Origin of the sequence: Peribacillus sp. NPDC096540 (assembly GCF_050278525.1) — a bacterium.
Lineage (GTDB): Bacteria > Bacillota > Bacilli > Bacillales > DSM-1321 > Peribacillus.
Map to the genome: position 1 here is coordinate 1 of NZ_JBNNTG010000001.1, position 24,013 is coordinate 24,013.

The 24,013-nt window shown below is 40.3% G+C and carries 19 protein-coding genes; 16 read left to right on the top strand and 3 right to left on the bottom strand.

What is annotated here, in order from left to right; all coding sequences use genetic code 11:
- Positions 1-133: 133 nt before the first annotated feature.
- Positions 134-1,087, bottom strand: a complete 954-nt coding sequence (gene uvsE, locus ACQKMR_RS00005) for a UV DNA damage repair endonuclease UvsE (RefSeq protein ID WP_427695436.1) — start codon at positions 1,085-1,087, stop codon at positions 134-136.
- A gap of 23 nt (positions 1,088-1,110) precedes the next feature.
- Entirely contained in the window at positions 1,111-2,313 is a 1,203-nt protein-coding gene (cls, locus tag ACQKMR_RS00010) for a cardiolipin synthase (protein ID WP_427695437.1), read from the bottom strand.
- 314 nt (positions 2,314-2,627) lie between these two features.
- On the opposite strand from cls, the gene ACQKMR_RS00015 reads away from it, so the two are divergent.
- The 10 genes from ACQKMR_RS00015 (at position 2,628) to ACQKMR_RS00060 (ending at position 16,578) form a co-directional block, all read left to right on the top strand.
- Positions 2,628-4,757: a heterodisulfide reductase-related iron-sulfur binding cluster gene (locus ACQKMR_RS00015; protein ID WP_427695768.1), complete on the top strand. Its 2,130-nt coding sequence runs from the start codon at positions 2,628-2,630 to the stop codon at positions 4,755-4,757.
- Between the two features lie 194 nt (positions 4,758-4,951).
- The gene (locus ACQKMR_RS00020) at positions 4,952-6,142 is read left to right on the top strand and encodes an acetyl-CoA C-acetyltransferase (protein ID WP_427695438.1); all 1,191 of its coding nucleotides are present in this window, start codon (positions 4,952-4,954) and stop codon (positions 6,140-6,142) included.
- 31 nt (positions 6,143-6,173) lie between these two features.
- Positions 6,174-7,031 carry a 3-hydroxybutyryl-CoA dehydrogenase gene (locus ACQKMR_RS00025; protein WP_427695439.1) on the top strand — a complete coding sequence of 286 codons (858 nt, stop codon included), beginning with the start codon at positions 6,174-6,176 and terminating at the stop codon, positions 7,029-7,031.
- A 31-nt stretch (positions 7,032-7,062) separates the two neighbouring features.
- Positions 7,063-8,193 (top strand): acyl-CoA dehydrogenase, encoded by a 1,131-nt coding sequence (locus tag ACQKMR_RS00030; RefSeq protein WP_427695440.1) that lies wholly within the window; start codon positions 7,063-7,065, stop codon positions 8,191-8,193.
- Between the two features lie 25 nt (positions 8,194-8,218).
- The gene (locus tag ACQKMR_RS00035; protein WP_427695441.1) at positions 8,219-9,358 is read left to right on the top strand and encodes an acyl-CoA dehydrogenase; all 1,140 of its coding nucleotides are present in this window, start codon (positions 8,219-8,221) and stop codon (positions 9,356-9,358) included.
- 114 nt (positions 9,359-9,472) lie between these two features.
- Positions 9,473-10,123: a TetR/AcrR family transcriptional regulator gene (locus ACQKMR_RS00040; protein ID WP_427695442.1), complete on the top strand. Its 651-nt coding sequence runs from the start codon at positions 9,473-9,475 to the stop codon at positions 10,121-10,123.
- Between the two features lie 11 nt (positions 10,124-10,134).
- Positions 10,135-13,401, top strand: coding sequence for a fused isobutyryl-CoA mutase/GTPase IcmF (gene icmF / locus ACQKMR_RS00045; RefSeq protein ID WP_427695443.1), 3,267 nt, complete (start codon positions 10,135-10,137; stop codon positions 13,399-13,401).
- Between the two features lie 141 nt (positions 13,402-13,542).
- Entirely contained in the window at positions 13,543-13,701 is a 159-nt protein-coding gene (locus ACQKMR_RS00050; protein WP_157443906.1) for a hypothetical protein, read from the top strand.
- Between the two features lie 210 nt (positions 13,702-13,911).
- Positions 13,912-14,493, top strand: coding sequence for a DNA-directed RNA polymerase subunit delta (rpoE, locus tag ACQKMR_RS00055; RefSeq protein ID WP_427695444.1), 582 nt, complete (start codon positions 13,912-13,914; stop codon positions 14,491-14,493).
- 474 nt (positions 14,494-14,967) lie between these two features.
- Positions 14,968-16,578, top strand: a complete 1,611-nt coding sequence (locus ACQKMR_RS00060) for a CTP synthase (RefSeq protein ID WP_427695445.1) — start codon at positions 14,968-14,970, stop codon at positions 16,576-16,578.
- Positions 16,579-16,619: 41 nt separating this feature from the next.
- Here the strand turns inward: ACQKMR_RS00060 and ACQKMR_RS00065 are convergent, their stop codons facing one another.
- Positions 16,620-17,150: a DUF2529 domain-containing protein gene (locus tag ACQKMR_RS00065; protein ID WP_427695446.1), complete on the bottom strand. Its 531-nt coding sequence runs from the start codon at positions 17,148-17,150 to the stop codon at positions 16,620-16,622.
- A gap of 302 nt (positions 17,151-17,452) precedes the next feature.
- On the opposite strand from ACQKMR_RS00065, the gene ACQKMR_RS00070 reads away from it, so the two are divergent.
- The 6 genes from ACQKMR_RS00070 to rho all read left to right on the top strand — a co-directional run bounded on the left by ACQKMR_RS00070 (position 17,453) and on the right by rho (position 23,930).
- Positions 17,453-17,824 carry a response regulator gene (locus ACQKMR_RS00070; protein ID WP_053348452.1) on the top strand — a complete coding sequence of 124 codons (372 nt, stop codon included), beginning with the start codon at positions 17,453-17,455 and terminating at the stop codon, positions 17,822-17,824.
- Positions 17,825-18,070: 246 nt separating this feature from the next.
- A complete protein-coding gene (locus tag ACQKMR_RS00075; protein ID WP_427695447.1) occupies positions 18,071-18,928 on the top strand; it encodes a class II fructose-bisphosphate aldolase in 858 nt (285 codons plus the stop codon).
- Between the two features lie 179 nt (positions 18,929-19,107).
- Positions 19,108-19,758, top strand: a complete 651-nt coding sequence (gene fsa, locus ACQKMR_RS00080) for a fructose-6-phosphate aldolase (protein WP_053348454.1) — start codon at positions 19,108-19,110, stop codon at positions 19,756-19,758.
- A gap of 210 nt (positions 19,759-19,968) precedes the next feature.
- Complete coding sequence (locus ACQKMR_RS00085) at positions 19,969-21,252, top strand: UDP-N-acetylglucosamine 1-carboxyvinyltransferase (RefSeq protein WP_427695448.1); 1,284 nt, start codon at positions 19,969-19,971, stop codon at positions 21,250-21,252.
- 98 nt (positions 21,253-21,350) lie between these two features.
- The gene (gene glpX, locus ACQKMR_RS00090) at positions 21,351-22,313 is read left to right on the top strand and encodes a class II fructose-bisphosphatase (protein WP_427695449.1); all 963 of its coding nucleotides are present in this window, start codon (positions 21,351-21,353) and stop codon (positions 22,311-22,313) included.
- A gap of 327 nt (positions 22,314-22,640) precedes the next feature.
- Positions 22,641-23,930, top strand: coding sequence for a transcription termination factor Rho (gene rho, locus ACQKMR_RS00095; RefSeq protein WP_190270559.1), 1,290 nt, complete (start codon positions 22,641-22,643; stop codon positions 23,928-23,930).
- The last annotated feature ends 83 nt before the right edge of the window (positions 23,931-24,013 follow it).

Genomic DNA, 24,013 nt, shown 5'->3' on the forward strand with positions numbered 1-24,013 from the left:
CCATAAGGCTTCTAACCGTAGGAACTACGGGAGTAGCCTAATTAAAAATTGGCCGATAGGCTAATGTTCTTAGGAATCCCCCACTTCAATCAGACCGTAAGGTCAATAAGTGGTGGGTAGTTCAATGTATTGATTAACACTCTACAGCACCGCCGCTAATTCTTTTCACGCCACGTACCTTAGCGATATCTTCAATGAGTTTCAACATTGCTCTGTCCTTCATTTTAGCTTCAATCATGAAATCGGCATCTTGTCTGAGTTCCCTTATTACTTTAAAAAGGGGCATAATGAATTCTAAATCGATATAATCAGCATGCGAGCGAAACTCCCCTGCTGACTTTGGAGATGAAATATGAATCTTAGGTACCATCCCAGACTGATTCCAGGTGGAGAAAATTTGAATGAGCAGCTCTTTAAGCGGCTCCTCGGATAGATTCGCAAGATGGTGGTGGTAATCAAAGACAAGCGGAATGTTTTCCTTGTTACACACGATCAAGGTTTCTGATGCTGTATATGTTTTATCGTCATTCTCCAAGGTCATCCTTGCTTTCACATGCTTGGGGAGCGACTTAAGGTTGTCATGGACCCGTATTATGGCTGATTCTTTATCACCATAGGCTCCACCGACATGGATATTGATAAAAGAGGAGTCGGCAATCCCCATCGCATCAAGCATCTTATAGTGAAATTCCATATCTTTAACGGCATTTTGTGTAATCTCGGGTTTAGGGCTAGTAAACAGCGTAAACTGATTAGGGTGAAAGCTAATCCGCATTTTATGTGCAGATATCCAATCGCCAAGCTGTTTCCATTCTTTTTTAAAAGGAGTGACAAAATCCCATTCTACCTCGGGGTGCGTGGCTAAAGGAACAATTGAACTGGACATCCGGTAGATTTCTATTTGGTGGGCTGTATTATATTGAAGAACCCTTAATGTACTTTCAATGTTCTGTTTTGTCACATTAAGAAGCTTTTCCATCCCTTCCTCTTGTCCAAGTGCGCTGTACCGCTTAAAGGTAAGCGTCTTAGCGGGGGAAGCCTCCCATAGACAGGTGGCATTAGATACATATCCAAATCTTATTTTCATTTAATTCTCTCCCTAAAAACTTGTTAAAGAAAAGGAGAAAGGATGGAAGCCAGTGATTCTTTTGCTGTACGGACTACATTAAGGGAGGATAGTGAATCCCCGCATAAAGGCTTAGATTCAGCTATGTCTACCGCCAACTCCTTTTTTACATCCTCTATAAATGCTCGGTCAAATATAAGACAATTGATTTCACTATTTAAAAATAGACTTCGTTTATCAAAATTAGCCGTACCTACATCACAAATATTATCATCAATCAGTATCACTTTAGAATGGTAGAACCCTCTTTGGAATTGCAGAATAACAGCACCTTCCTTTAATAAAACCCGGAAATAGGGGAAGGATGCCTCTTTGACAAGGGCATGATCTGACATTTCAGGAACAATGACCGTCACAGAAACCTTGCGTGCAAGGGCTGACCTTAATTCCTGAAACAATGTTTGACTTGGGATGAAGTATGGAGTTCCGATAATGATTTTTTTCTCAGCTTGTTGAATTAAGCGTGTTAAGGTCTGTTCAAGATGGCTTCCGTTAGTGACAATAACTTGATGAGCCTGAGTACCAGGAACCAAGGCAGGAAAATATGCAGGTGTTCCCCGGTAATCTTCGTTTGTATCGTGAACCCAGTCAGATAGGAAGACTTCCTGCAAATCCCTAACTCCTTCCCCAGTTATTTTCACATGGTAATCTCTCCATGGATTTAACTTTTCCCCTTGGTTAATATACTCCTTGCCGATATTAAATCCTCCAAGATAGCCAATTCGACCGTCTATCACGGTAATTTTGCGGTGATTTCTTTTTTGTATCGAATAAAAAAGGAAGGGGAGCTTGGGTTTAAAGCTAAAAGAAAAATGAACGCCGCTTTTCTTTAATTCCTGAATGCTCTCCCGGGGAAAGTTTTTACTGCCAATCCTGTCGACTAACAGTCTTACTTCCACACCCGCTTCAGCTTTTGTTTGCAGTAACTTTAAAAACTCCTTGCTGAATTTATCATTTTTTACTATATAAAAATTAATATGGATAGAATCCTGAGCTAGTTTGATTTCTTTCATTAGATCATCAAACAGTATTTTCCCTGATGTGAATACAGTTATGTCACTTTTCCGAGGCGGATATTTAATGTTCGTTATCTGCTTCAAATTACGCTTGTGCCCTAACTTAAAATCGACCCAACACCAAGTGAAGATCAATAAAAAAATAGAGACAAGCGTAGTGATTATCTTCAACAAAATCCCCCCTAATTGATTTAATTTAGTTTGGCTCAAGTTCCTTGTTCATAACCATCAAATAAAGAGTGAAGATAAACTACATTTTTTTCTAAAAATGAAGGTCAATTTACAGAATTGTCGAACTATAAAATAAGATGTAGAAAACAAACGATATTTATTTAGAAAGAAAAAAGTTGACTGAATGCTCATTCATTATATAATGGAATTAATCGAATTTCAGAAAAATGCCAAATTTTCAAATTTATAAAAAGTAGTAACCAGGCATTTTACTTGATTTAAAATTTATCTAGAGGGGGAAAGAGTGCATGGAAATGAATGGCTTACTGTGGATTAACTTAACTGCATTTTTACTTGTAACCGCTTACGCTGCTGGATTATTTGTCTATTTGATAAGGACTCGAATAGCTTATATAAAACTTGGTAAAAAAGTGGAATTCGATAACCGTGTGAAAGATCGTCTCGTGAAAATAGGGGTTTATGTATTTGGACAGAAGAAGCTCTTTAAAGATAAAAAGAGCGGAATCATTCATGCCATGTTATTTTACGGGTTCATCTTAGTGCAATTTGGAGCACTGGACTTTTTTATTAAAGGCTTAAAGCCAGGGTGGCATTTACCGTTTGGCCCCGTATACCCGGTCTTTACTTTCTTCCAAGAAATCGTGACACTTACGGTTCTTGTCGCAATCTTGTGGGCAGCTTACCGTCGCTACGTCGAGAAACTTGTTCGTTTGAAAAGGGATTTTAAAGCAGGATTGGTTGTTATATTCATAACAGGAATCATGATTACAGTGTTACTAGGCAATGGGATGGGAATGATCTGGCACGGACATGAAGCAACTTGGTCAGAGCCAGTTGCCTCTAGTATCGCCTACCTATTTGGCTGGATGGGACCAACAGCAGCGACTGTTGTGTTTTATGTAGCCTGGTGGATGCATTTGCTAATCATATTATCGTTCCTCGTTTATATCCCGCAGTCTAAGCATGCTCACTTAATTGCTGGACCAATAAATGTATTTCTTAACCGTTTGGATAATCCAGGTAAATTGAAGCCGGTAGATTTAGAGGAAGAGGTTTTAGACAAAGAAGGCAATCAATATTATGGTGCTAAATATATCGAGGACTTAACGCAATATCAAATGGTGGACCTCTATGCATGCGTAGAGTGCGGCCGTTGTACGAATATGTGCCCGGCAACTGGTACAGGGAAAATGCTGTCGCCGATGGATATTATCATCAAAATGCGTGACCATTTAACAAATACAGGTGCAGCTGTTACAACAAAGCAGCCATGGGTTCCATCCTTCGTTTTTGGTAATACAAAGGGAAATAAGATAGCTCAAGCCAGTGCCACGCAGGGAGCACAGGAATCAGCTGCAGCAACTGAAGCTTACAGCCCGAGCTTAATTGGAGAAGTCATTACTGAAGAAGAGCTTTGGGCATGTACCACTTGCAGGAACTGTGAAGACCAATGTCCGGTAATGAATGAACATGTTGACAAAATTATTGATATGCGTCGATATCTGGTCTTGACTGAAGGTAGGTTGGATCCAGATGCTCAACGTGCGATGACAAACATTGAGAGACAAGGGAACCCTTGGGGATTGAACCGTAAAGAGAGAGAAGACTGGAGAGTCCTGCGTGATGATGTTAACATCCCGACAGTTAAAGAGTTGCAAAAAGCAGACGAGGAATTCGAATATTTATTCTGGGTAGGTTCAATGGGATCGTACGATAACCGAAGCCAGAAAATTGCCCTTTCCTTCGCTAAATTAATGAATGAAGCAGGCATCAAATTTGCAATCTTAGGTAATAAGGAGAAAAACTCAGGAGATACTCCTCGCCGATTAGGCAATGAGTTTGTTTTTCAAGAGCTTGCAATGAAAAATATAGAGGAATTCAAGAAAAATGAAATCAAGAAAATCGTGACAATTGATCCTCATGCCTACAATATTTTTAAGAATGAGTATCCGGATTTTGGTTTGGAAGCTGAAGTATATCACCATACTGAATTACTAGCCAAACTTGTCAGTGAAGGCAGATTGATACCACAGCATCCGGTTAATGAAACGATTACATTCCATGATTCCTGTTATTTGGGAAGATACAATGATGTATACAGCCCGCCACGTGAAATTTTACAATCTATTGAAGGCGTCAAGCTTATTGAGATGGAACGTAATCGTGAAAAAGGTATGTGCTGTGGAGCTGGAGGCGGCTTGATGTGGATGGAAGAAGAAACCGGAAACCGTATTAATGTGGCACGTACTGAACAAGCACTTGCTGTTAACCCAACTGTTATCAGTTCCGGCTGTCCGTACTGTTTGACCATGTTATCTGATGGTACAAAAGCAAAAGAAGTTGAAGAAAATGTAAAAACGTATGATGTAGCCGAATTACTCGAAAAAGCGGTTATTGGTGAAAATAAGTCAATGGCATCTTAATTTTAAAATAAAGTTGCCTGCTTCTTTTAAATGAATATATTCAATTGAAGTAGGCAATTTTTAATTATTTATAAACTAAATATTTTAATTTTTGTAAAAATTATGTAGTATAATATTAAGCGCTTACAAAAATATTTTTTTAAACCTATATTGAGCGAGCGTTCAATCAATGTTACTTAAAGGAGGATAAAATGATGACAAAAACAGTGATTGTTAGTGGTGTGAGAACACCTTTTGGTAAATTCGGCGGAGGTCTTAGCAGTTTGACAGCATCACAACTTGGAGGAATTGCAATCAAGGAGGCGGTTAAGCGGGCAGGGATTGAAAGCAACCAGATAGACGAGGTCATTATGGGGAATGTGCTTCAAGCAGGTCAAGGCCAAATACCTTCTCGTCAGGCAGCACGTCATGCAGGATTACCTTGGGAAGTGAAAACCGAAACCATCAATAAAGTTTGTGCATCAGGACTTCGCAGTGTGACATTGGCTGATCAGATTATTCGCTTGGGGGAAGAAGAAATCATTGTTGCCGGCGGGATGGAATCGATGAGCAATGCACCTTATATTCTTCCGAAAGCAAGATGGGGACTTAGGATGGGGGATGCACCACTTAAGGACACAATGATTTCAGATGGGCTTAGCTGTAGCTTTACAGGCGTACATATGGGTACTTACGGAAATAGTACTGCCGAGGAACTTGAACTTACCCGGGAGGACCAAGATAGCTGGGCCTACGAAAGTCATCAAAAAGCGATTAAAGCAATTGATGAGGGTATCCTTGCTGAAGAAATCATATCCGTACAGGTTCCGGTACGAAAAGGTGAACCAATTACAGTTGAACATGATGAAGGGCCAAGAAAGGATACATCTGCTGAGAAACTCGCTAAATTAGGCCCGGCTTTTAATAACGAAGGGACCATTACTGCAGGAAATGCGCCAGGGGTCAATGATGGAGCAGGTGCACTCGTATTAATGAGCGAAGAACGTGCGGAAAAAGAAGGGAAAACGCCTTTTGCCTATATTTTAGGTCATGCCGAAGTGGCTGTTGAAGCAAAGGATTTTCCTAAAACACCGGGTTTAGTCATAAATAAAATCTTAGAAAAGACAGGTAAATCGATAGAAGACATTGATTTGTTTGAAGTAAACGAAGCATTTGCTGCGGTGGCACTGGCAAGTGGGAAAATTGCCAACATCGAGCCGGCAAAAGTCAATGTGAACGGTGGAGCCGTAGCATTAGGGCACCCAATCGGAGCGAGTGGAGCTCGAATCATCATTACGCTCATGCATGAACTGAAACGGCGTGGTGGCGGATTAGGTATTGCAGCAATTTGTAGTGGCGGCGGCCAAGGAGATGCCGTATTAATCGAAGTACCTAAACAGGGCTGATAGATTCATAGATAAATAAGGAGGGATATTCATGAGCATTCATAAAGTGATGGTCATTGGCGCGGGGCAGATGGGATCTGGTATTGCACAAGTTTGCGCAATGAGCGGTTATGAAGTTCTTTTACATGATTTAAAAGAAGAATATGTAGAAAAAGGCTTAGGCACAATTACCAAAAATCTTTCCCGTCAAGTTGAAAAAGGAAAAATGGCAGCTGGGGATAAAGATGCAACCCTTTCACGATTGACTTCCTCAACAGATTTAAAAAATGCCGCTGGGGTTGATTTGGTGATTGAAGCGGCGATTGAAAATATGGAAATTAAAACAAAGCTATTTGCCGAGTTGGATGAAATTACTCCGAAACACGTAATTCTTGCATCCAATACTTCTTCTCTACCGATTACCGAAATAGCCGCCGCCACAAGAAGACCGGAAAAAGTAATTGGCATGCATTTTATGAATCCCGTTCCGGTCATGAAGCTGGTTGAGATTATCCGAGGCCTTGCTACAGCGGACGAAGTTTATAAAAAGGTTGAAAAGATGGCTGAATCTCTAAGCAAGGTACCGGTTGAAGTTAATGATTTCCCTGGCTTTGTTGCGAACCGGATTTTGATGCCGATGATCAATGAGGCCATCTATACACTATATGAGGGCGTCGCTACTAAAGAGGCAATCGATGACGTGATGAAGCTAGGGATGAATCATCCGATGGGCCCGTTGACACTAGCTGACTTCATTGGGCTGGACACTTGTTTATATATAATGGAAACCCTTCATCAAGGGCTAGGTGATGATAAATACCGTCCGTGTCCTCTGTTAAGAAAATATGTAAAAGCAGGGTGGCTAGGTAAGAAGTCAGGGCGTGGCTTTTACGAATATAACAAATCATAGAGAGTATGTGCAGCTAGGGAGGAATGAAGGAATGGATTTCAAGTTTACAGAAGAGCAGGAAATGATGCGGAAAATGGTACGCGATTTTGCGGAGAATGAGATTACCCCTCATATCGAGGCAATGGAAAGAGGAGAGTTCCCCAAAACAATCCTGAATAAAATGGGTGAGCTTGGGTTGATGGGAATCCCGATTCCAGAACAATATGGAGGAGCGGGTATGGACTTTATGTCTTACATTATCGCCATCAATGAAATTTCCAAAGTAAGCCCGACTCTCGGTGTCATATTGTCTGTTCATACTTCTGTTGGGACAAATCCAATCGTTTATTTTGGAACGGATGAGCAGAAGCAAAAATATGTTCCTAAGCTTGCCGCAGGAAAATTGTTAGGTGCTTTTTGTTTAACAGAACAAGGCTCTGGTTCCGATGCTGCTAGTTTGAAAGCAAAAGCGGTTAAGGAAGGCGGTATGTATCGGATTAATGGATCCAAGGTATTTATCACCAACGGCGGCGAAGCAGATGTATATATTATTTTTGCCTCAACCAATCCTGAAAAGGGAAGCAAGGGAATCTCTGCCTTCATCGTAGAAAAAGGAACCCCGGGCTTAATCATTGGAAAAAATGAACGTAAAATGGGTCTTCATGGATCGAGCACTGTACAGGTAACCTTTGAAGATATGAAAATACCTGCAGCTAATATCATTGGCAACGAAGGTGAGGGCTTTAAGATAGCGCTGGCCAACTTGGATGCCGGGAGGATAGGCATTGCTTCTCAAGCACTTGGAATCGCTGAAGGTGCCATGGAACATGCTGTCCAATATGCAAAAGATAGAGTGCAATTTGGCAAACCAATTGCAACCCAGCAGGGGATTGGTTTCAAGCTGGCTGAAATGGCAACGAATATAGAAGCTTCCAGACTACTGGTCTATCGAGCGGCATATTTACGCTCCAAAGGATTGAAGTGCGGCAAGGAGGCGTCAATGGCTAAGCTATTCGCTTCAAGGACGGCTGTTGAGGTAACAATAGAAGCAGTTCAAGTTTACGGGGGCTACGGCTACACAACGGAATATCCGGTCGAACGCTATTTCAGGGATGCAAAGGTAACCGAAATATATGAGGGTACCAGTGAAATACAGAGAATGGTCATCAGTAAGAATCTATAAATACGAAAAAGACGGGGGAGATAGTATGCAATTTAAACTAACGGAAGAACATGAAATGATCAGAAAAATGGTACGCGACTTTGCCCAAAATGAAGTAGCTCCATCAGCTGCTGAAAGGGATGAAGAAGAACGATTTGACCGTGAGATCTTTGATAAAATGGCTGAACTTGGTTTGACAGGGATTCCGTGGCCAGAGGAATACGGCGGAATTGGTAGCGATTACTTAGCGTATTGTATTGCGATTGAGGAACTTTCCCGCGTTTGCGCTTCTACTGGCGTGACTTTATCAGCCCATACTTCCCTTGCTGGATGGCCAATATATAAATTTGGAACTGAAGAGCAAAAACAAAAATACCTCCGTCCGATGGCACAGGGTGAAAAAATCGGCGCATATGGTCTGACTGAGCCTAGCTCAGGCTCTGACGCGGGCGGTATGAGAACGACTGCAAAGCTTGTGGGTGATGAATATATTATTAATGGTTCAAAAATTTTCATTACAAATGGCGGGATTGCGGATACGTATGTAGTCTTTGCTTTGACAGATCCTGAATCCAAACAAAAAGGAACAAGTGCCTTTATCATTGAAAAAGACTTTCCAGGCTTTAGTGTTGGTAAAAAAGAGAAAAAGCTAGGAATTCGTTCATCACCCACCACTGAAATTATTTTTGATGAGTGCCGTGTGCCTAAAGAAAATCTTCTTGGCAAAGAAGGAGAGGGTTTTAAAGTTGCGATGATGACGCTTGATGGTGGACGTAACGGAATTGCGGCCCAGGCAGTAGGCATTGCACAGGGTGCATTGGATGCAGCAGTTGACTATGCAAAAGAGCGTGTCCAATTTGGAAAACCAATTTCTGCACAGCAGGGCATCGGTTTCAAATTAGCGGATATGGCGACAGGAGTGGAGGCTTCAAGGCTATTAACCTATCAGGCAGCTTGGTTAGAGTCAGAAGGTCTTCCTTATGGAAAAGAGTCGGCAATGTCAAAACTATTTGCAGGGGATACAGCAATGAAAGTGACGACAGAGGCCGTGCAAGTTTTCGGTGGTTATGGATATACAAAAGATTATCCAGTTGAACGCTATATGCGTGATGCAAAAATCACCCAGATCTATGAAGGTACGCAGGAAATTCAAAAGCTGGTCATCTCAAGGATGATAACTAAATAGAATTGAAATCAGGTTTTCCGGTGGGGCATCGTTCTTACCGGAATACCCTTTTCATTTTTCTGAAAGACTGTCTTTTGAACATTAAATGATAGGCTTTCCAAAAGGGGTTAGAAAATGGAAAAAAGAGAAGTTCATGCGTCAGTAAAGGATGAGCGGCTGGTTGAAAAAAGGCGTACACAAATGATAAAAGGTGCGGTGACTCTTTTTAAAGAAAAGGGATTTCATCGTACTACAACGAGGGAAATCGCTAAAGCAGCTGGTTTTAGTATAGGTACGTTATACGAGTATATCCGGACCAAGGAAGATGTTTTATATCTCGTCTGTGATTTTATTTACGATGAAGTTCAGGAAAAACTTCAGAAAGAAATTGAACAGAGTGATGGGACACTAGAAAGTTTGAAACTGACAATCGCTTATTTTTATCAAGTAATGGATGATATGCAGGACGAAGTTCTAGTTATGTATCAAGAAGTGAAAGCGCTGACGAAAGATGCTTTACCTTACGTGCTAAACAAAGAAATCCGGATGGTAGGTATGTTTGAAAAGGTCATTACAAAGTGCGTTGAAAATGGGGAGCTTCTGTTAACGGAAAATCAAATAAGTCTTGTTTCTCATAACATTTTTGTTCAGGGACAGATGTGGAGTTTTAGAAGATGGGCTTTACACAAAAAGTATACGCTTCAAGAGTATGTTGAACTACAGACACAATTATTGATTCAAAATGTATCGATTCAGAAAAGTACTGATATGAATTCGTTTCAATAAGGAGGAGCTAAATGAGTACAGTTGAGGTGTATAAACCAAAGAACCATATCCGATTTGTGACTGCTTCGAGTTTGTTTGATGGACATGATGCATCTATTAACATCATGAGGAGAATTCTTCAGGCTAGCGGTGCGGAGGTTATTCACCTAGGCCATAATCGCTCGGTAGAGGAAATAGTCAACGCGGCCCTCCAAGAGGATGTTCAAGGTATAGCGATGTCATCTTACCAAGGTGGGCATGTGGAATACTTTAAATACATGTATGATTTGTTGAAGGAAAAGGGAGCTCAGCACATTCGGATTTTTGCCGGCGGAGGAGGAGTCATTATCCCGCGGGAAATTAAAGAGCTTCATGAGTATGGAATTGCCCGTATTTTCTCTCCTGATGAGGGACGGGAGTATGGGCTTCAAGGCATGATTAATGTATTGATGGAGGAGTGCGACTTTTCAACCGTCAAACCATCCTTGCAGGAACGCTTTGATGAACTGATCGCAGGGGAAACAAGTGCCATTGCGCAATATATTACATTTGCTGAAAATAGACTCGATGCTGTAAATGAATCTGCAGCTGCAGTGGAAAGCCTCCTTGAGCAAATCAAGACATCTGAAAAGCAGGTTCCGGTTCTTGGGATAACAGGGACGGGAGGAGCAGGGAAAAGTTCGTTGACTGATGAACTGATTCGTCGATTTATAAACGAAATTCCAGATAAGAAGGTGGCCATCCTTTCTGTCGACCCGACAAAGCAAAAAACAGGCGGTGCCTTGCTTGGTGACCGAATCCGAATGAATGCAATTTTTTCTGAGCGTGTTTACATGCGGAGCCTCGCCACTCGTCGTTCAAAAAGTGAGTTGTCTTTAGCGATTAAAGATGCCATTTCGGTTGTGAAGGCAGCTGGCGTCGATTTAATCATAGTTGAAACGAGCGGGATCGGTCAGGGGGATGCGGAGATTGCTGAGATATGCGATGTGGCTATGTATGTGATGACGAGTGAGTTCGGTGCTCCTTCCCAACTTGAAAAAATTGATATGATTGATTATGCCGATTTGATAGTGATAAACAAATATGAGCGTAAAGGTTCCGAGGATGCGAAAAACCAAGTTCAAAAACAATATCAACGTAGCCGTACGCTTTTTGATCAAGATCCTTCTGAAATGCCTGTCTATGGCACAATTGCTTCCCAATTTAATGATCCAGGAACGAATGCTTTATTCGCTGCACTGATTGAAAAATTAAATGAAAAAGCAGGGACAGAGTGGAGTACTACTTTTTCAAAAGAAGCGGATGTATACAAACAAAATGTCATAATTCCAACCGATCGCCGCTATTATTTACGTGAAATCAGTGATACGGTCCGATCGTATCATAAACGGGCTGGTGAACAAGTCCGTTTTGCCCGCAGACTCTTTCAGCTCGAAGGAGCAATTGAAGCAGTTAAGGAAAATGAAAGTAATGAAGACATTATCACTTCTCTAGAAACACTGAAAAAAGAAACCGCTTCCGAATTATCTGCTGAATCAAAAAAGATCCTTTCTGGATGGATGGACTTAAGAGAAAAATATGCAGGGGAGCAGTTTGTAACAAAAATCCGGGATAAAGAAATCATCACAAAGCTGAAAACAAAAAGTTTATCAGGTCTAATGATTCCGAGAGTTTCACTGCCTAAATATGTGGACTATGGAGAAATATTAAGTTGGGTTTTCCGTGAAAACGTACCTGGCTTCTTCCCTTATACAGCTGGAGTCTTTCCATTCAAACGAGAGGGAGAGGATCCTAAGCGGCAATTTGCTGGTGAAGGTTCACCTGATCGAACCAACCGCCGTTTTCATTATTTGTCTAAGGACGATAATGCCAAACGGCTCAGTACGGCCTTCGATTCTGTGACGTTATATGGGGAAGATCCTGATTACCGTCCTGATATTTATGGAAAGGTAGGTGAAAGCGGCGTCAGTATCTGTACATTAGATGACATGAAAAAATTGTATGCCGGCTTCGACCTATGCCACCCATCGACCTCTGTATCCATGACTATCAATGGTCCGGCACCCATTATTTTGGCTATGTATATGAATACAGCGATTGATCAGCAGGTTCAACTGAAAGAAAAAGAGTTGGGCCGTTCCCTTACAGATGCCGAAACTGAACAAGTGCAGGCCTACACGCTTCAAACTGTACGCGGGACTGTTCAAGCCGATATTCTTAAAGAAGACCAAGGGCAGAATACATGCATTTTTTCCACAGAATTTGCCCTTAGACTGATGGGGGACATCCAAGCGTATTTCATTGATAATAAAGTCAGAAATTATTATTCGGTATCCATTTCTGGGTATCATATCGCAGAAGCAGGCGCCAATCCTATCTCACAATTGGCTTTTACTTTAGCAAATGGATTTACTTATATAGAGTATTACTTAAGCCGCGGAATGAATATTGATGACTTTGCACCGAATTTGTCTTTCTTCTTCTCGAATGGGTTAGACCCGGAATATACGGTTATCGGAAGGGTGGCAAGACGGATCTGGGCGACAGTCATGCGTGATAAATATGGAGCGAATGACCGTAGCCAGAAGCTGAAATATCATATCCAGACGTCGGGGCGCTCTCTCCATGCGCAGGAAATTGATTTTAACGATATCCGAACGACACTTCAGGCATTGATGGCCCTGCAAGACAACTGCAACTCCTTGCATACGAATGCATACGATGAAGCTATCACTACACCTACGGAAGAGTCTGTACGTCGTGCAATGGCTATTCAAATGATCATTACGAAGGAGCATGGGCTATCAAAAAATGAAAACCCTATGCAGGGTGCTTTCGTAGTAGAAGAGTTGACAGATCTGGTTGAGGAAGCAGTATTACAAGAGTTTGATCGCATCAATGATCGGGGCGGTGTATTGGGTGCCATGGAGACACAGTATCAGCGCGGGAAAATCCAGGATGAATCCATGCATTATGAAATGAAAAAGCATACGGGAGAATTGCCGATTATTGGGGTTAATACGTACTTGAATCCTAATCCTCCTTCAGAAGAAGCTGTGAACAGTATGGAGATTGCCCGTGCCACGAAAGAAGAAAAGGAAGGGCAAATCATTAACTTACAGGCATTTCAGGAAAAAAATAAAACGTTCATAGATGAAGCCCTAACTAATTTAAAAGCAGCTGCGATGAACGGGGAAAATATTTTTGCTGAACTCATGAATTGTGTGAAAGTGGCTAGTTTGGGCCAGATCACACGTGCATTATATGATGTCGGCGGACAATATCGAAGAAATATGTAAAGTTAAGGGGTACTCCGAAATTGAGGAGGCCCCCCTTTTTTTAAAAATTCCCGAGTTTTTTTTCGCAAAATGTAAATTTTCCCTTATAATTATTTGATAAAGGGGCAAAAATGATGAATCAGCCCTATTGGAGTTGAGAAAATGAACCTGAAGATGATTGGATTAATCATAGGTTATATTTTTGCTATCATTATTTTATTTGAGTTGTATGAGCATCAATTAGGCGCCGTTTCCTTTTTTATTCTATCTGTAGTATTTTTTACTGCAGCCTATCGTCAGAAATCATTGAAGAGTAAATAAAATCTGTTTAAAGATTTCTATCTACATAAACGTAAGGGTAAATCTGTGAAAGTATCAGATAGAACTAGCATAAACCCAATTAGATTGTTTATAATGGAGTATATGTCTAGCAGGAATTGTCGTTATTTTATCGAAATACTGTTTTAGATTATTTTTTTATGTGAAAAAACACAGAATTTAGTGTTTGAATAGAGAAGGGAAGTGCGGAATTTGAGTTTAAAACAATACTCAAAAGAGCAGTTATTGGAAATGTCCTTAATAGAGATGGCATATGATTTGTTAGTGGAAAGAAATGAACCAATTCCATTTAAAGACTTAATAAGTGAATTAGCTACGCTTCATCATTTATCTAAAGCAGAAGTGGCAAAAAAAATTGCTCAATTCTATACAGATTTGAATGTTGATGGCCGATTTACTTCACTTGGAGACAACCGCTGGGGATTGAAAACATGGTACCCAGTTGACCAAATTGAAGAAGAAGTTGTACATGTTGTAAAACCGAAGAAGAAAAAGAAAGCTAAAAAAGCTGCTGTGGTTGTCGACGATTTTGATGAACTTGAAGATGAAGATCTTGATTTTGAAGAAGATATCGATGATTTGGACGAAGATGAGGATGACGACGACGATGATCTTTTAGATTCTCCAGTTATCGACGAGGAACTTTTAGAAGATGACGTAGACGATGATGACGATCTAGAAGAAGAAATAATTGAAGATGATGCATTTGTCCTAGAAGACGATGAGGACGAAGATGAAGACGAAGAAGAGCTAGATGAAGATAATGAGAAATAAATAATCGCCCTTGACTTTTTAAGGCGAAATTTGTAGAATCATTTTTGGGCTCCTTAAAAAAGGACACAATGATTAAATTATATCGCTCCCTTACTTTTATTGTAAGCGGAGCGTTTTTGTTTTTAATGATGGAATGAATAAATGACATCATTTTTTTATTTTTTTAAAATGATTTCTCTTATAACGGTAAAACTATGGAGAACATAATTAAATGTTACTGTCATTTAAGGGAATTTATTCTTACTCGTGTATCTTGGCATGACTCTCACTAAAAACCTTTAAGTAATTATTGGTTTGTACTGCTTTGCGGTCTTAAACGAAAAGGACAAGAAGTAGAAACCTGCCTTGTGCTTTAAACCGCCAGTGTGGCGGCAGAAATTTAATTTATATCATAAAGATGCGGGTTCTGTTTAAATGTATTTGGAAATGTAAGAGAACAGCATTGGATGAAAACATTCTATAGGAGGATATGAGATGACAAAATATATTTTTGTAACAGGTGGAGTAGTTTCTTCCTTAGGAAAAGGGATAACAGCTGCTTCTTTAGGTAGACTTTTAAAAAATAGAGGCTTGAATGTAACGATTCAAAAATTTGACCCTTATATTAACTTAGATCCAGGGACAATGAGTCCTTATCAACATGGTGAAGTGTTTGTAACGGATGATGGTGCTGAAACGGATTTGGACCTTGGTCATTACGAACGTTTTATTGACATTAACCTTGGTAAACACAGCAATGTGACAACAGGTAAAATTTATTCAACAGTCCTAAGAAAAGAACGCCGTGGCGACTACTTAGGTGGAACAGTTCAAGTCATTCCCCATATCACGAATGAAATTAAAGAACGGGTATTCCGTTCAGGAAATGAAACTAATGCGGATATAGTTATCACTGAAATCGGTGGTACGGTCGGGGATATTGAGTCTCTACCTTTCCTAGAAGCGATTCGTCAAATTAAAAGTGATATCGGAATCAATAATGTTATGTATATCCACTGTACACTTGTTCCTTACATCAAAGCAGCTGGTGAAATGAAAACAAAACCGACACAGCATAGTGTAAAAGAATTACGTAGTCTTGGAATTCAGCCGAATATCATCGTTGCACGTACAGAAAGCCCAATTTCACAAGATATGAAGGATAAAATTGCGTTATTCTGCGATATTGATAAAAATTCAGTTATCGAATGTCTAGATGCAGATACACTTTACTCTATCCCTCTTGCACTTCAAGCGCAAAATATGGACCAAATCGTTTGTGACCACTTGAAATTGGACTGTGGCGAAGCGGATATGGAAGATTGGAAAGAACTTGTCAAAAAGGTTACTTCTTTATCAAAGAAAACGAAAATCGCTCTTGTCGGAAAATATGTTGAATTGCAGGATGCTTATCTTTCTGTAGTGGAAGCACTTAAGCATGCAGGTTACGCATTTGATGCCGATGTTGAAATCGACTGGGTAAATTCTGAAGATGTTACAAAAGAAAATGTTGCTGAACTTCTTCAAGATGCAGATGGAATCCTTGTTCCTGGTGGATTTGGAGATCGTGGAATCGAAGGGAAAATTGTAGCTACCGAATTTGCCCGCACGACAAAAAAACCATTCTTCGGAATATGTTTAGGCATGCAGTTGGCATCCATTGAATATGCACGCAACGTTCTAGGATTGCCAGAAGCGCACTCAGCTGAAATTTATGCGGAAACTCCAGACCCAATTATTGACCTTCTTCCTGAGCAAAAGGATGTAGAAGATTTGGGTGGTACACTTCGTCTTGGTCTATATCCTTGTAAGCTTATCGAAGGAACTAAAGCATACGAAGCGTATAATGATGAGGTTGTTTATGAACGTCACCGTCACCGTTATGAATTCAACAACCATTACCGTCCAGCTATGGAAGAGGCAGGATTTGTCTTTTCTGGTACAAGCCCAGATGGTCGCCTAGTCGAAATCATTGAATTAAAAGATCATCCTTGGTTCGTGGCTTCACAATTCCATCCGGAATTCACGTCACGTCCTAACCGTCCACAGCCACTATTCCGTGACTTCGTTGGCATGTCTTTAAAAAACAATGAAAAACAAAAATAAAACAAAAAAACAGCCCTTGTGGCTGTTTTTTTATTGAAGAATTAATCTTCATTTTCATATTCTTGAATAATTTCTACAAGGGTGAATTTAATTCCATAATAAGCGAAAAGAGCAGCAATGAGTGTTGGGTACCCATATCGATTTCCTGTTTCATCGGGAATTAAGCCACGATGAATGCGTAAATCTATATGTACATCAGCAAGCTCCAAAAGCGATTCTTCATCTGATGGAACGGATGTAGAAACCGCAACAAATGGTATATCCTGCTTCTGAAGCTGTTTAGCCAGCTTTATTGCTTCTGAATCATCTGAATGGCGGCTGAATAAAAGAAACCGATCTTCTCGGGAAATAGCCGCACCATCTTCGTATCTTTTTGCTTTAGGAAAGGGTTCCTCCCCTTCCAACGCTTCAGCAGCGACTCCTTGCATTTCGCCGAACCCGTGTATAAAAACTGATCCATCTCCAACCGCAGCCTGAGCCAACAAGCGTCCGGCATCCTCCATTTCGAAGGCTTCCTTTTCAATCATTTTTTTAAATAAACCGCTTATCTGCGTTGAAAAAATTTTTAACATGCTTAGGAACTCCTTTAAAAATAGTACCCCTATTATAAAGGACTTTTCCCTCCATTGACAGGTTTCAGGGCTTAGGTGAATTTACTTAATCGGCTGAAAAAACAAAAAAATATAAATCCTTTTAGCTATATGGCAGGAATTTTGTTACAATTATCGAATATGAACATAGAAATCAGTGAAAAAATAGAAGCATTGAAATCTATGTAATTTGACGGCAATCTAACGAACTATCCTTTGGCAGGTAAATAGTCAGGCAGATACATTTTTTATAATAATAAATCGGGAAGAGGTGAGGGGATAAAATGTCAGGGAAAATATTAATTGTTGATGATCAATTTGGGATTCGTATTTTATTGAACGAGGTTTTACATAAAGAAGGGTATGATACATTTCAGGCAGCGAATGGCATTCAAGCCTTAGAAGTGCTAAATAATCATTCACCTGATCTTGTTTTACTGGATATGAAGATTCCAGGAATGGATGGAATAGAGATTTTGAAGCGGATGAAGGTAGTTGATCCAGACATTCGAGTCATAATTATGACTGCTTATGGTGAACTTGATATGATTCAAGAAGCAAAAGACTTAGGAGCCATGACTCACTTTGCTAAGCCGTTTGACATTGATGACATTAGAAAAGCTGTGCGTGAATACTTGCCAATTCAATCAAGTTAATAGTCTTAATGGTTATTATTATTATTATAAATTAAAGAGTGCCACGGCCATCTTTTAAAAGATGAGCCGTGTTTTTTTGTAAAATTTAAGACTTGATATAGTGAATTTGTTGCTGTTTTTTTCATGTATTGATATGCTAAAAGAGGAGAGATATTCCGATTTATAGGTGTATGTTCCAAAGGTTTTAGGGAATATCTAGATAGAATTAACTTTAAATAATAACATTCACTAGTAGGAGGAAATCAAATGCCTTTAGTTTCTATGAAAGATATGCTGAATAAAGCTCTTGATGAAAAATATGCAGTAGGTCAATTCAATATTAATAATTTGGAATGGACGCAAGCTATTTTAGCTGCTGCAGAAGAAGAAAAGTCCCCAGTCATTCTTGGTGTTTCTGAAGGGGCTGCCCGTCATATGGGTGGTTTCAAAACGACAGTTATGATGGTTCAAGGTTTATTGGAAGACATGAAAATTACAGTACCTGTGGCAATTCATCTTGACCATGGTTCAAGCTTTGATAAATGTAAAGAAGCTATCGAGGCAGGATTCACGTCTGTAATGATCGATGCTTCACATCACCCAATTGAAGAAAATATTGAGACGACGAAGAAAGTTGTTGAATATGCTCACGCACGCAATGTTTCCGTTGAGGCAGAAGTGGGAACTGTTGGTGGACAAGAAGACGATGTGATCGCTGATGGAGTTGTATATGCAGACCCTCAAGAGTGCGAACAGCTAGTTAAAGAAACGAATGTTGACTGCTTTGCACCAGCATTGGGATCTGTTCATGGTCCATATAAAGGAGAACCTAACCTAGGTTATAAAGAAATGGAAGAGGTACGGGATTTAACAAACAAACCTCTAGTACTCCATGGCGGTACAGGTATTCCTACGAAAGATATCCAAAAAGCGATCTCTCTTGGAACATCAAAAATCAATGTGAATACTGAAAATCAAATTGTTTTCACAAAAGCTGTACGTGAGGTTCTAAATAGCAACTCAGAAGTTTACGATCCTCGTAAATTCTTGGGACCTGGCCGTGATGCGATTAAAGCGACTGTCATCGGAAAGATAAGGGAATTTAGTTCAAACGGTAAAGCGTAATTCTATAGCAATTAGGTTTTATCATTTTTAAATGATTCAGAATATCCATCAGAGGGGCACTCTTCCCCTTTGATGGTATCTATTTATAAGTGCGGCTAAAAATCGCACTTTGTTTTTTGAACAATTAGAATTCAGATGTATTTACGGCAAAAAAAAAGATTACATACGGAGGAAAACTTATGAAATTCTTTATTGATACAGCAAACATGGAAGAAATCAAACAAGCGCACGAACTTGGCGTATTAGCTGGAGTTACGACTAACCCGTCTCTTGTCGCAAGAGAAAAAGGTGTGTCTTTCCATGACCGTTTAAAAGAAATTACAAGCCTTGTAAAGGAATCTGTTTCTGCAGAAGTTATTGCGCTTGATTTTGAGGGAATGATGGCTGAAGCGCAAGAACTTATTGCCATTGCCCCTAATATCACCATTAAAGTACCAATGACTCCAGACGGATTGAAGGCTGTTGCGGCTTTAACAAAACAAGGAGTCAAAACAAATGTTACCCTTATTTTTAGTGCCAACCAGGCATTATTAGCTGCTAGGGCAGGAGCAACTTATGTGTCTCCATTTTTAGGACGCTTAGATGATATCGGTCAAAATGGCCTGGATTTAATCTCTGATATTGCTGATATTTTTGCTATTCATGATATCAATGCTGAAATTATCGCAGCTTCAATTCGTCATCCGATGCATATTACAGAAGCAGCTCTTAAAGGAGCTCATATTGCAACGATTCCTTATAAAGTCTTAATGCAATTATTTCATCACCCATTAACAGATAAAGGGATTGAAGCTTTCTTGAAGGATTGGAATTCTCGTACAGAAGCCTAATTTACCTTGCCGCTAAGTCGCTATAAATTGCACCGGTTAAATGGAAATAAACAAAATTAGAAATTTTTATCATTTTTTACATGACTTTTCTATTTTTGTGTAAACTAAGAAACTAGATGGTAAATGTTGTCGGATTATGCAATTTTCTTGTGGTAAAATATTACTTTTCGAAAGTGGCTTCTAAGTGCTTAGCGTGGAAGGGAGTTTATTATGGAAAAACTTAAAATTGCCGGTGGCTATCCTCTAAAGGGGAGCATTCGTGTCAGCGGTGCAAAAAATAGTGCGGTCGCCTTGATTCCTGCAACAATTTTAGCAGACTCTCCTGTAACGATAGAAGGCTTGCCTGATATCTCAGATGTACAGATGCTGAAAGAGCTAATGGAGGAAATTGGCGGTGATGTCGCCTTTAATGATGGAGAAATGACAGTAGACCCCAGCAGGATGATTTCAATGCCTCTACCCAACGGAAGAGTGAAGAAATTACGTGCCTCTTATTACCTAATGGGCGCGATGCTAGGGAAGTTTAAAAAGGCTGTGATTGGCCTGCCTGGAGGTTGCCATTTAGGTCCTCGCCCAATAGATCAGCATATAAAAGGTTTTGAAGCACTTGGCGCACAAGTGACGAATGAACAAGGAGCTATTTACTTAAGGGCGGATGAGTTACGAGGCGCCCGTATCTATTTGGATGTCGTGAGCGTCGGGGCAACGATTAATATTATGCTTGCTGCCGTTTTAGCTAAAGGGCGGACAGTTATTGAAAATGCAGCGAAAGAACCGGAAATCATTGATGTTGCCACGTTGTTGACCAATATGGGAGCAAAAATCAAGGGTGCTGGAACGGATATTATCCGTATTGATGGTGTGGACAGTTTGCATGGTTGCAGACATACGATTATACCTGATCGGATAGAAGCTGGAACTTTCATGATTTTAGCCGCAGCAGTCGGCGAAGGGATCTTGATTGATAATGTCATTCCCCAGCATTTAGAGTCGTTAACGGCCAAAATGCGGGAAATGGGTATAAATATCGAGGCTGGTGATGATCAGATCTTTGTCTCTCCAGGTGAGGAATATAAAGCCGTTGATATCAAGACGTTAGTTTACCCTGGATTTCCGACAGATCTTCAGCAGCCTTTCACGTCTCTTCTAACAAAAGCAAGTGGTTCTAGCATGGTGACCGATACGATTTACGGGGCCCGCTTTAAGCATATAGATGAACTGCGGCGCATGAATGCAAAGATTAAAGTCGAAGGCAGAGCCGGAATTATTAATGGTCCGGTTCAACTTCACGGTGCAAAAGTAAAGGCAAGTGATTTACGTGCAGGAGCAGCTTTAGTAATTGCCGGCTTAATGGCAGAAGGGATTACTGAAGTGACCGGGCTTGAACATATAGATCGTGGATACAGTCATCTTGTAGAGAAACTTTCAGGTTTGGGAGCAACGATTTGGCGTGAAGAAATGACGGAAGAAGAAGTGGAACAGCTTAAAAGCTGATCCATTTCTTGCTGCCTCATTGTGTTACATATATGAATTAATGTGTTATACTAATATATAAATAAATCATGCTAGTGCACATTGAGGGGGAACCAAGGATGGAAAGAAGTTTATCGATGGAGCTTGTTCGCGTGACAGAGGCGGCGGCACTATCTTCTGCACGTTGGATGGGAAGAGGAAAGAAAGACGAAGCAGATGATGCAGCAACAACTGCAATGCGGGATGTTTTCAATACAATTCCAATGCAAGGTACAGTTGTAATCGGTGAAGGGGAAATGGATGAAGCTCCAATGCTCTATATTGGTGAGAAGCTTGGTACTGGGCTTGGACCATTAGTGGATGTTGCGGTTGATCCATTAGAAGGAACGAATATCGTTGCTTCAGGAGGTTGGAATGCTTTAGCAGTCTTGGCGATTGCGGATAAAGGGAATCTGCTTCATGCTCCAGATATGTATATGGATAAAATTGCAGTTGGTCCTGAGGCTGTTGGACAGATTGATATCAATGCATCAGTACTGGACAACCTGAAAGCGGTAGCCAAAGCAAAAAATAAAGATATTCAAGACGTAGTCGCAACGGTATTAAACCGCGATCGTCATTCGAAGATCATTCATGAACTTCGTGAGGCAGGTGCCCGGATTAAGTTAATCAACGATGGAGATGTTGCTGGTGCCATTAATACGGCATTCGACTTAACTGGTGTTGACATATTATTCGGATCAGGCGGGGCTCCTGAGGGAGTTATTGCAGCTGTGGCTTTGAAATGCCTCGGAGGAGAAATTCAAGGTAAGCTTCTTCCTCAAAGTGAAGAAGAAGTGTCTCGCTGTGGGAAAATGGGTCTTGAGTTAGGGAAAGTCTTAAGAATGGAAGATCTGGTTCGCGGAGATGATGCAATTTTTGCTGCAACAGGTGTGACGGATGGAGAGCTTTTACGTGGTGTTCAATTTAAAGGGCATTACGGTGAAACACAATCCGTAGTCATGCGTGCTAAATCAGGTACCGTTCGTTTCATTGACGGAAGACATAGTCTAAAAATTAAACCGAATGGCTTAATTGACTGAGACTATTATCATAAAAAATTACCGAGAGAAAGCGAGCGGTTTCATCGCTCGCTTTCTCTATAAAAAAATTTAAGTTGAATAATTAAAATAAAAAAAGTAAAATAAAGCTTGGTCTACTAATAATTGATATGAATATATATAATCTGCCCTTTCACTCCAAACTTCAAGAAGCCTTCAAATAATTTTCTTCTTTACATGTAAAAATGTATCATCCTTTCTAAGAAAACTCTGGTCGGGTACATGGATTGCGGTTTTTCTTCCATTTAACAAACCATTTCTTTTTCAGTATGGGTGAAAACGTTTAATTAATAAAAGTGTGGTGTCATAATGAATTTAACTATTTCCAATTTAGAAAACATGAAACTAAAGGATCTCTATGAGCACGCGCGTGAATATAAAGTTTCCTATTACAGCAAACTGTCAAAAAAGGAACTTATTTTCGCAATCTTAAAGGCACAAGCTGAGCAGGATGGTCTTTTGTTCATGGAGGGTGTTTTAGAGATTATCCCTTCGGAGGGCTTTGGTTTCTTGCGTCCAATTAACTATTCTCCAAGCTCGGAGGATATCTATATTTCAGCTTCGCAGATCCGCAGATTTGATTTGCGTAACGGTGATAAGGTTTCCGGTAAGGTGAGGCCGCCAAAAGAAAACGAGCGTTATTATGGATTGCTGCATGTTGAAGCCGTCAATGGCGATAACCCAGAGTCAGCTAAAGAGCGTGTTCATTTCCCAGGCTTAACACCACTGTATCCAAACAGACAAATTAAACTGGAAACAACACCGAAGAATTTATCAACGAGAATTATGGATGTTTTAGCACCTGTTGGTTTTGGACAGCGTGGTTTGATTGTTGCACCTCCAAAAGCTGGTAAAACGATGCTAATCAAAGAAATTGCCAATGCCATAACCACGAATCATCCGGAATCGGAATTGATTGTATTGCTTATTGATGAACGTCCGGAAGAAGTAACAGACATTGAACGTTCCGTGGCTGGGGACGTGGTTAGTTCGACGTTCGATGAAGTGCCGGAGAACCATATCAAAGTGGCAGAACTAGTGTTAGAACGGGCAATGCGCCTAGTTGAGCATAAACGTGATGTTATTATTTTAATGGACAGTATTACTCGTCTGGCGCGTGCCTACAACCTTGTCATTCCGCCAAGTGGTCGTACACTATCCGGAGGGATTGACCCGGCTGCATTTCACCGGCCAAAACGCTTTTTCGGTGCAGCTAGAAATATCGAAGAAGGTGGTAGCTTAACGATTCTTGCTACAGCTTTGGTAGATACAGGTTCCCGAATGGACGACGTCATTTATGAAGAGTTTAAAGGTACAGGTAATATGGAGCTTCATTTAGATCGGGCTCTTGCCGAAAGACGTATTTTCCCAGCGATTGATATTCGTCGCTCTGGTACTCGTAAAGAAGAACTGTTAATTCCGAAAGATCGTTTGGATAAACTTTGGGCAATTCGGAAAACAATGTCTGATTCACCTGATTTCGCCGAAAAATTCCTTCGCCGTCTTAAACAGACAAAAGGAAATGAAGAATTTTTCAGTAAATTGGATGAAGAGATGTTGGAAATGAAAAAGGGACCAGCAAACTCAAAACGATCCTAAACAGCGAAAGAAACAAACTGTTGCACAACTAGTCTTAAATTGCTATAATGAGTTCATGTGTTTTTACAATAAATGTGAGGGTA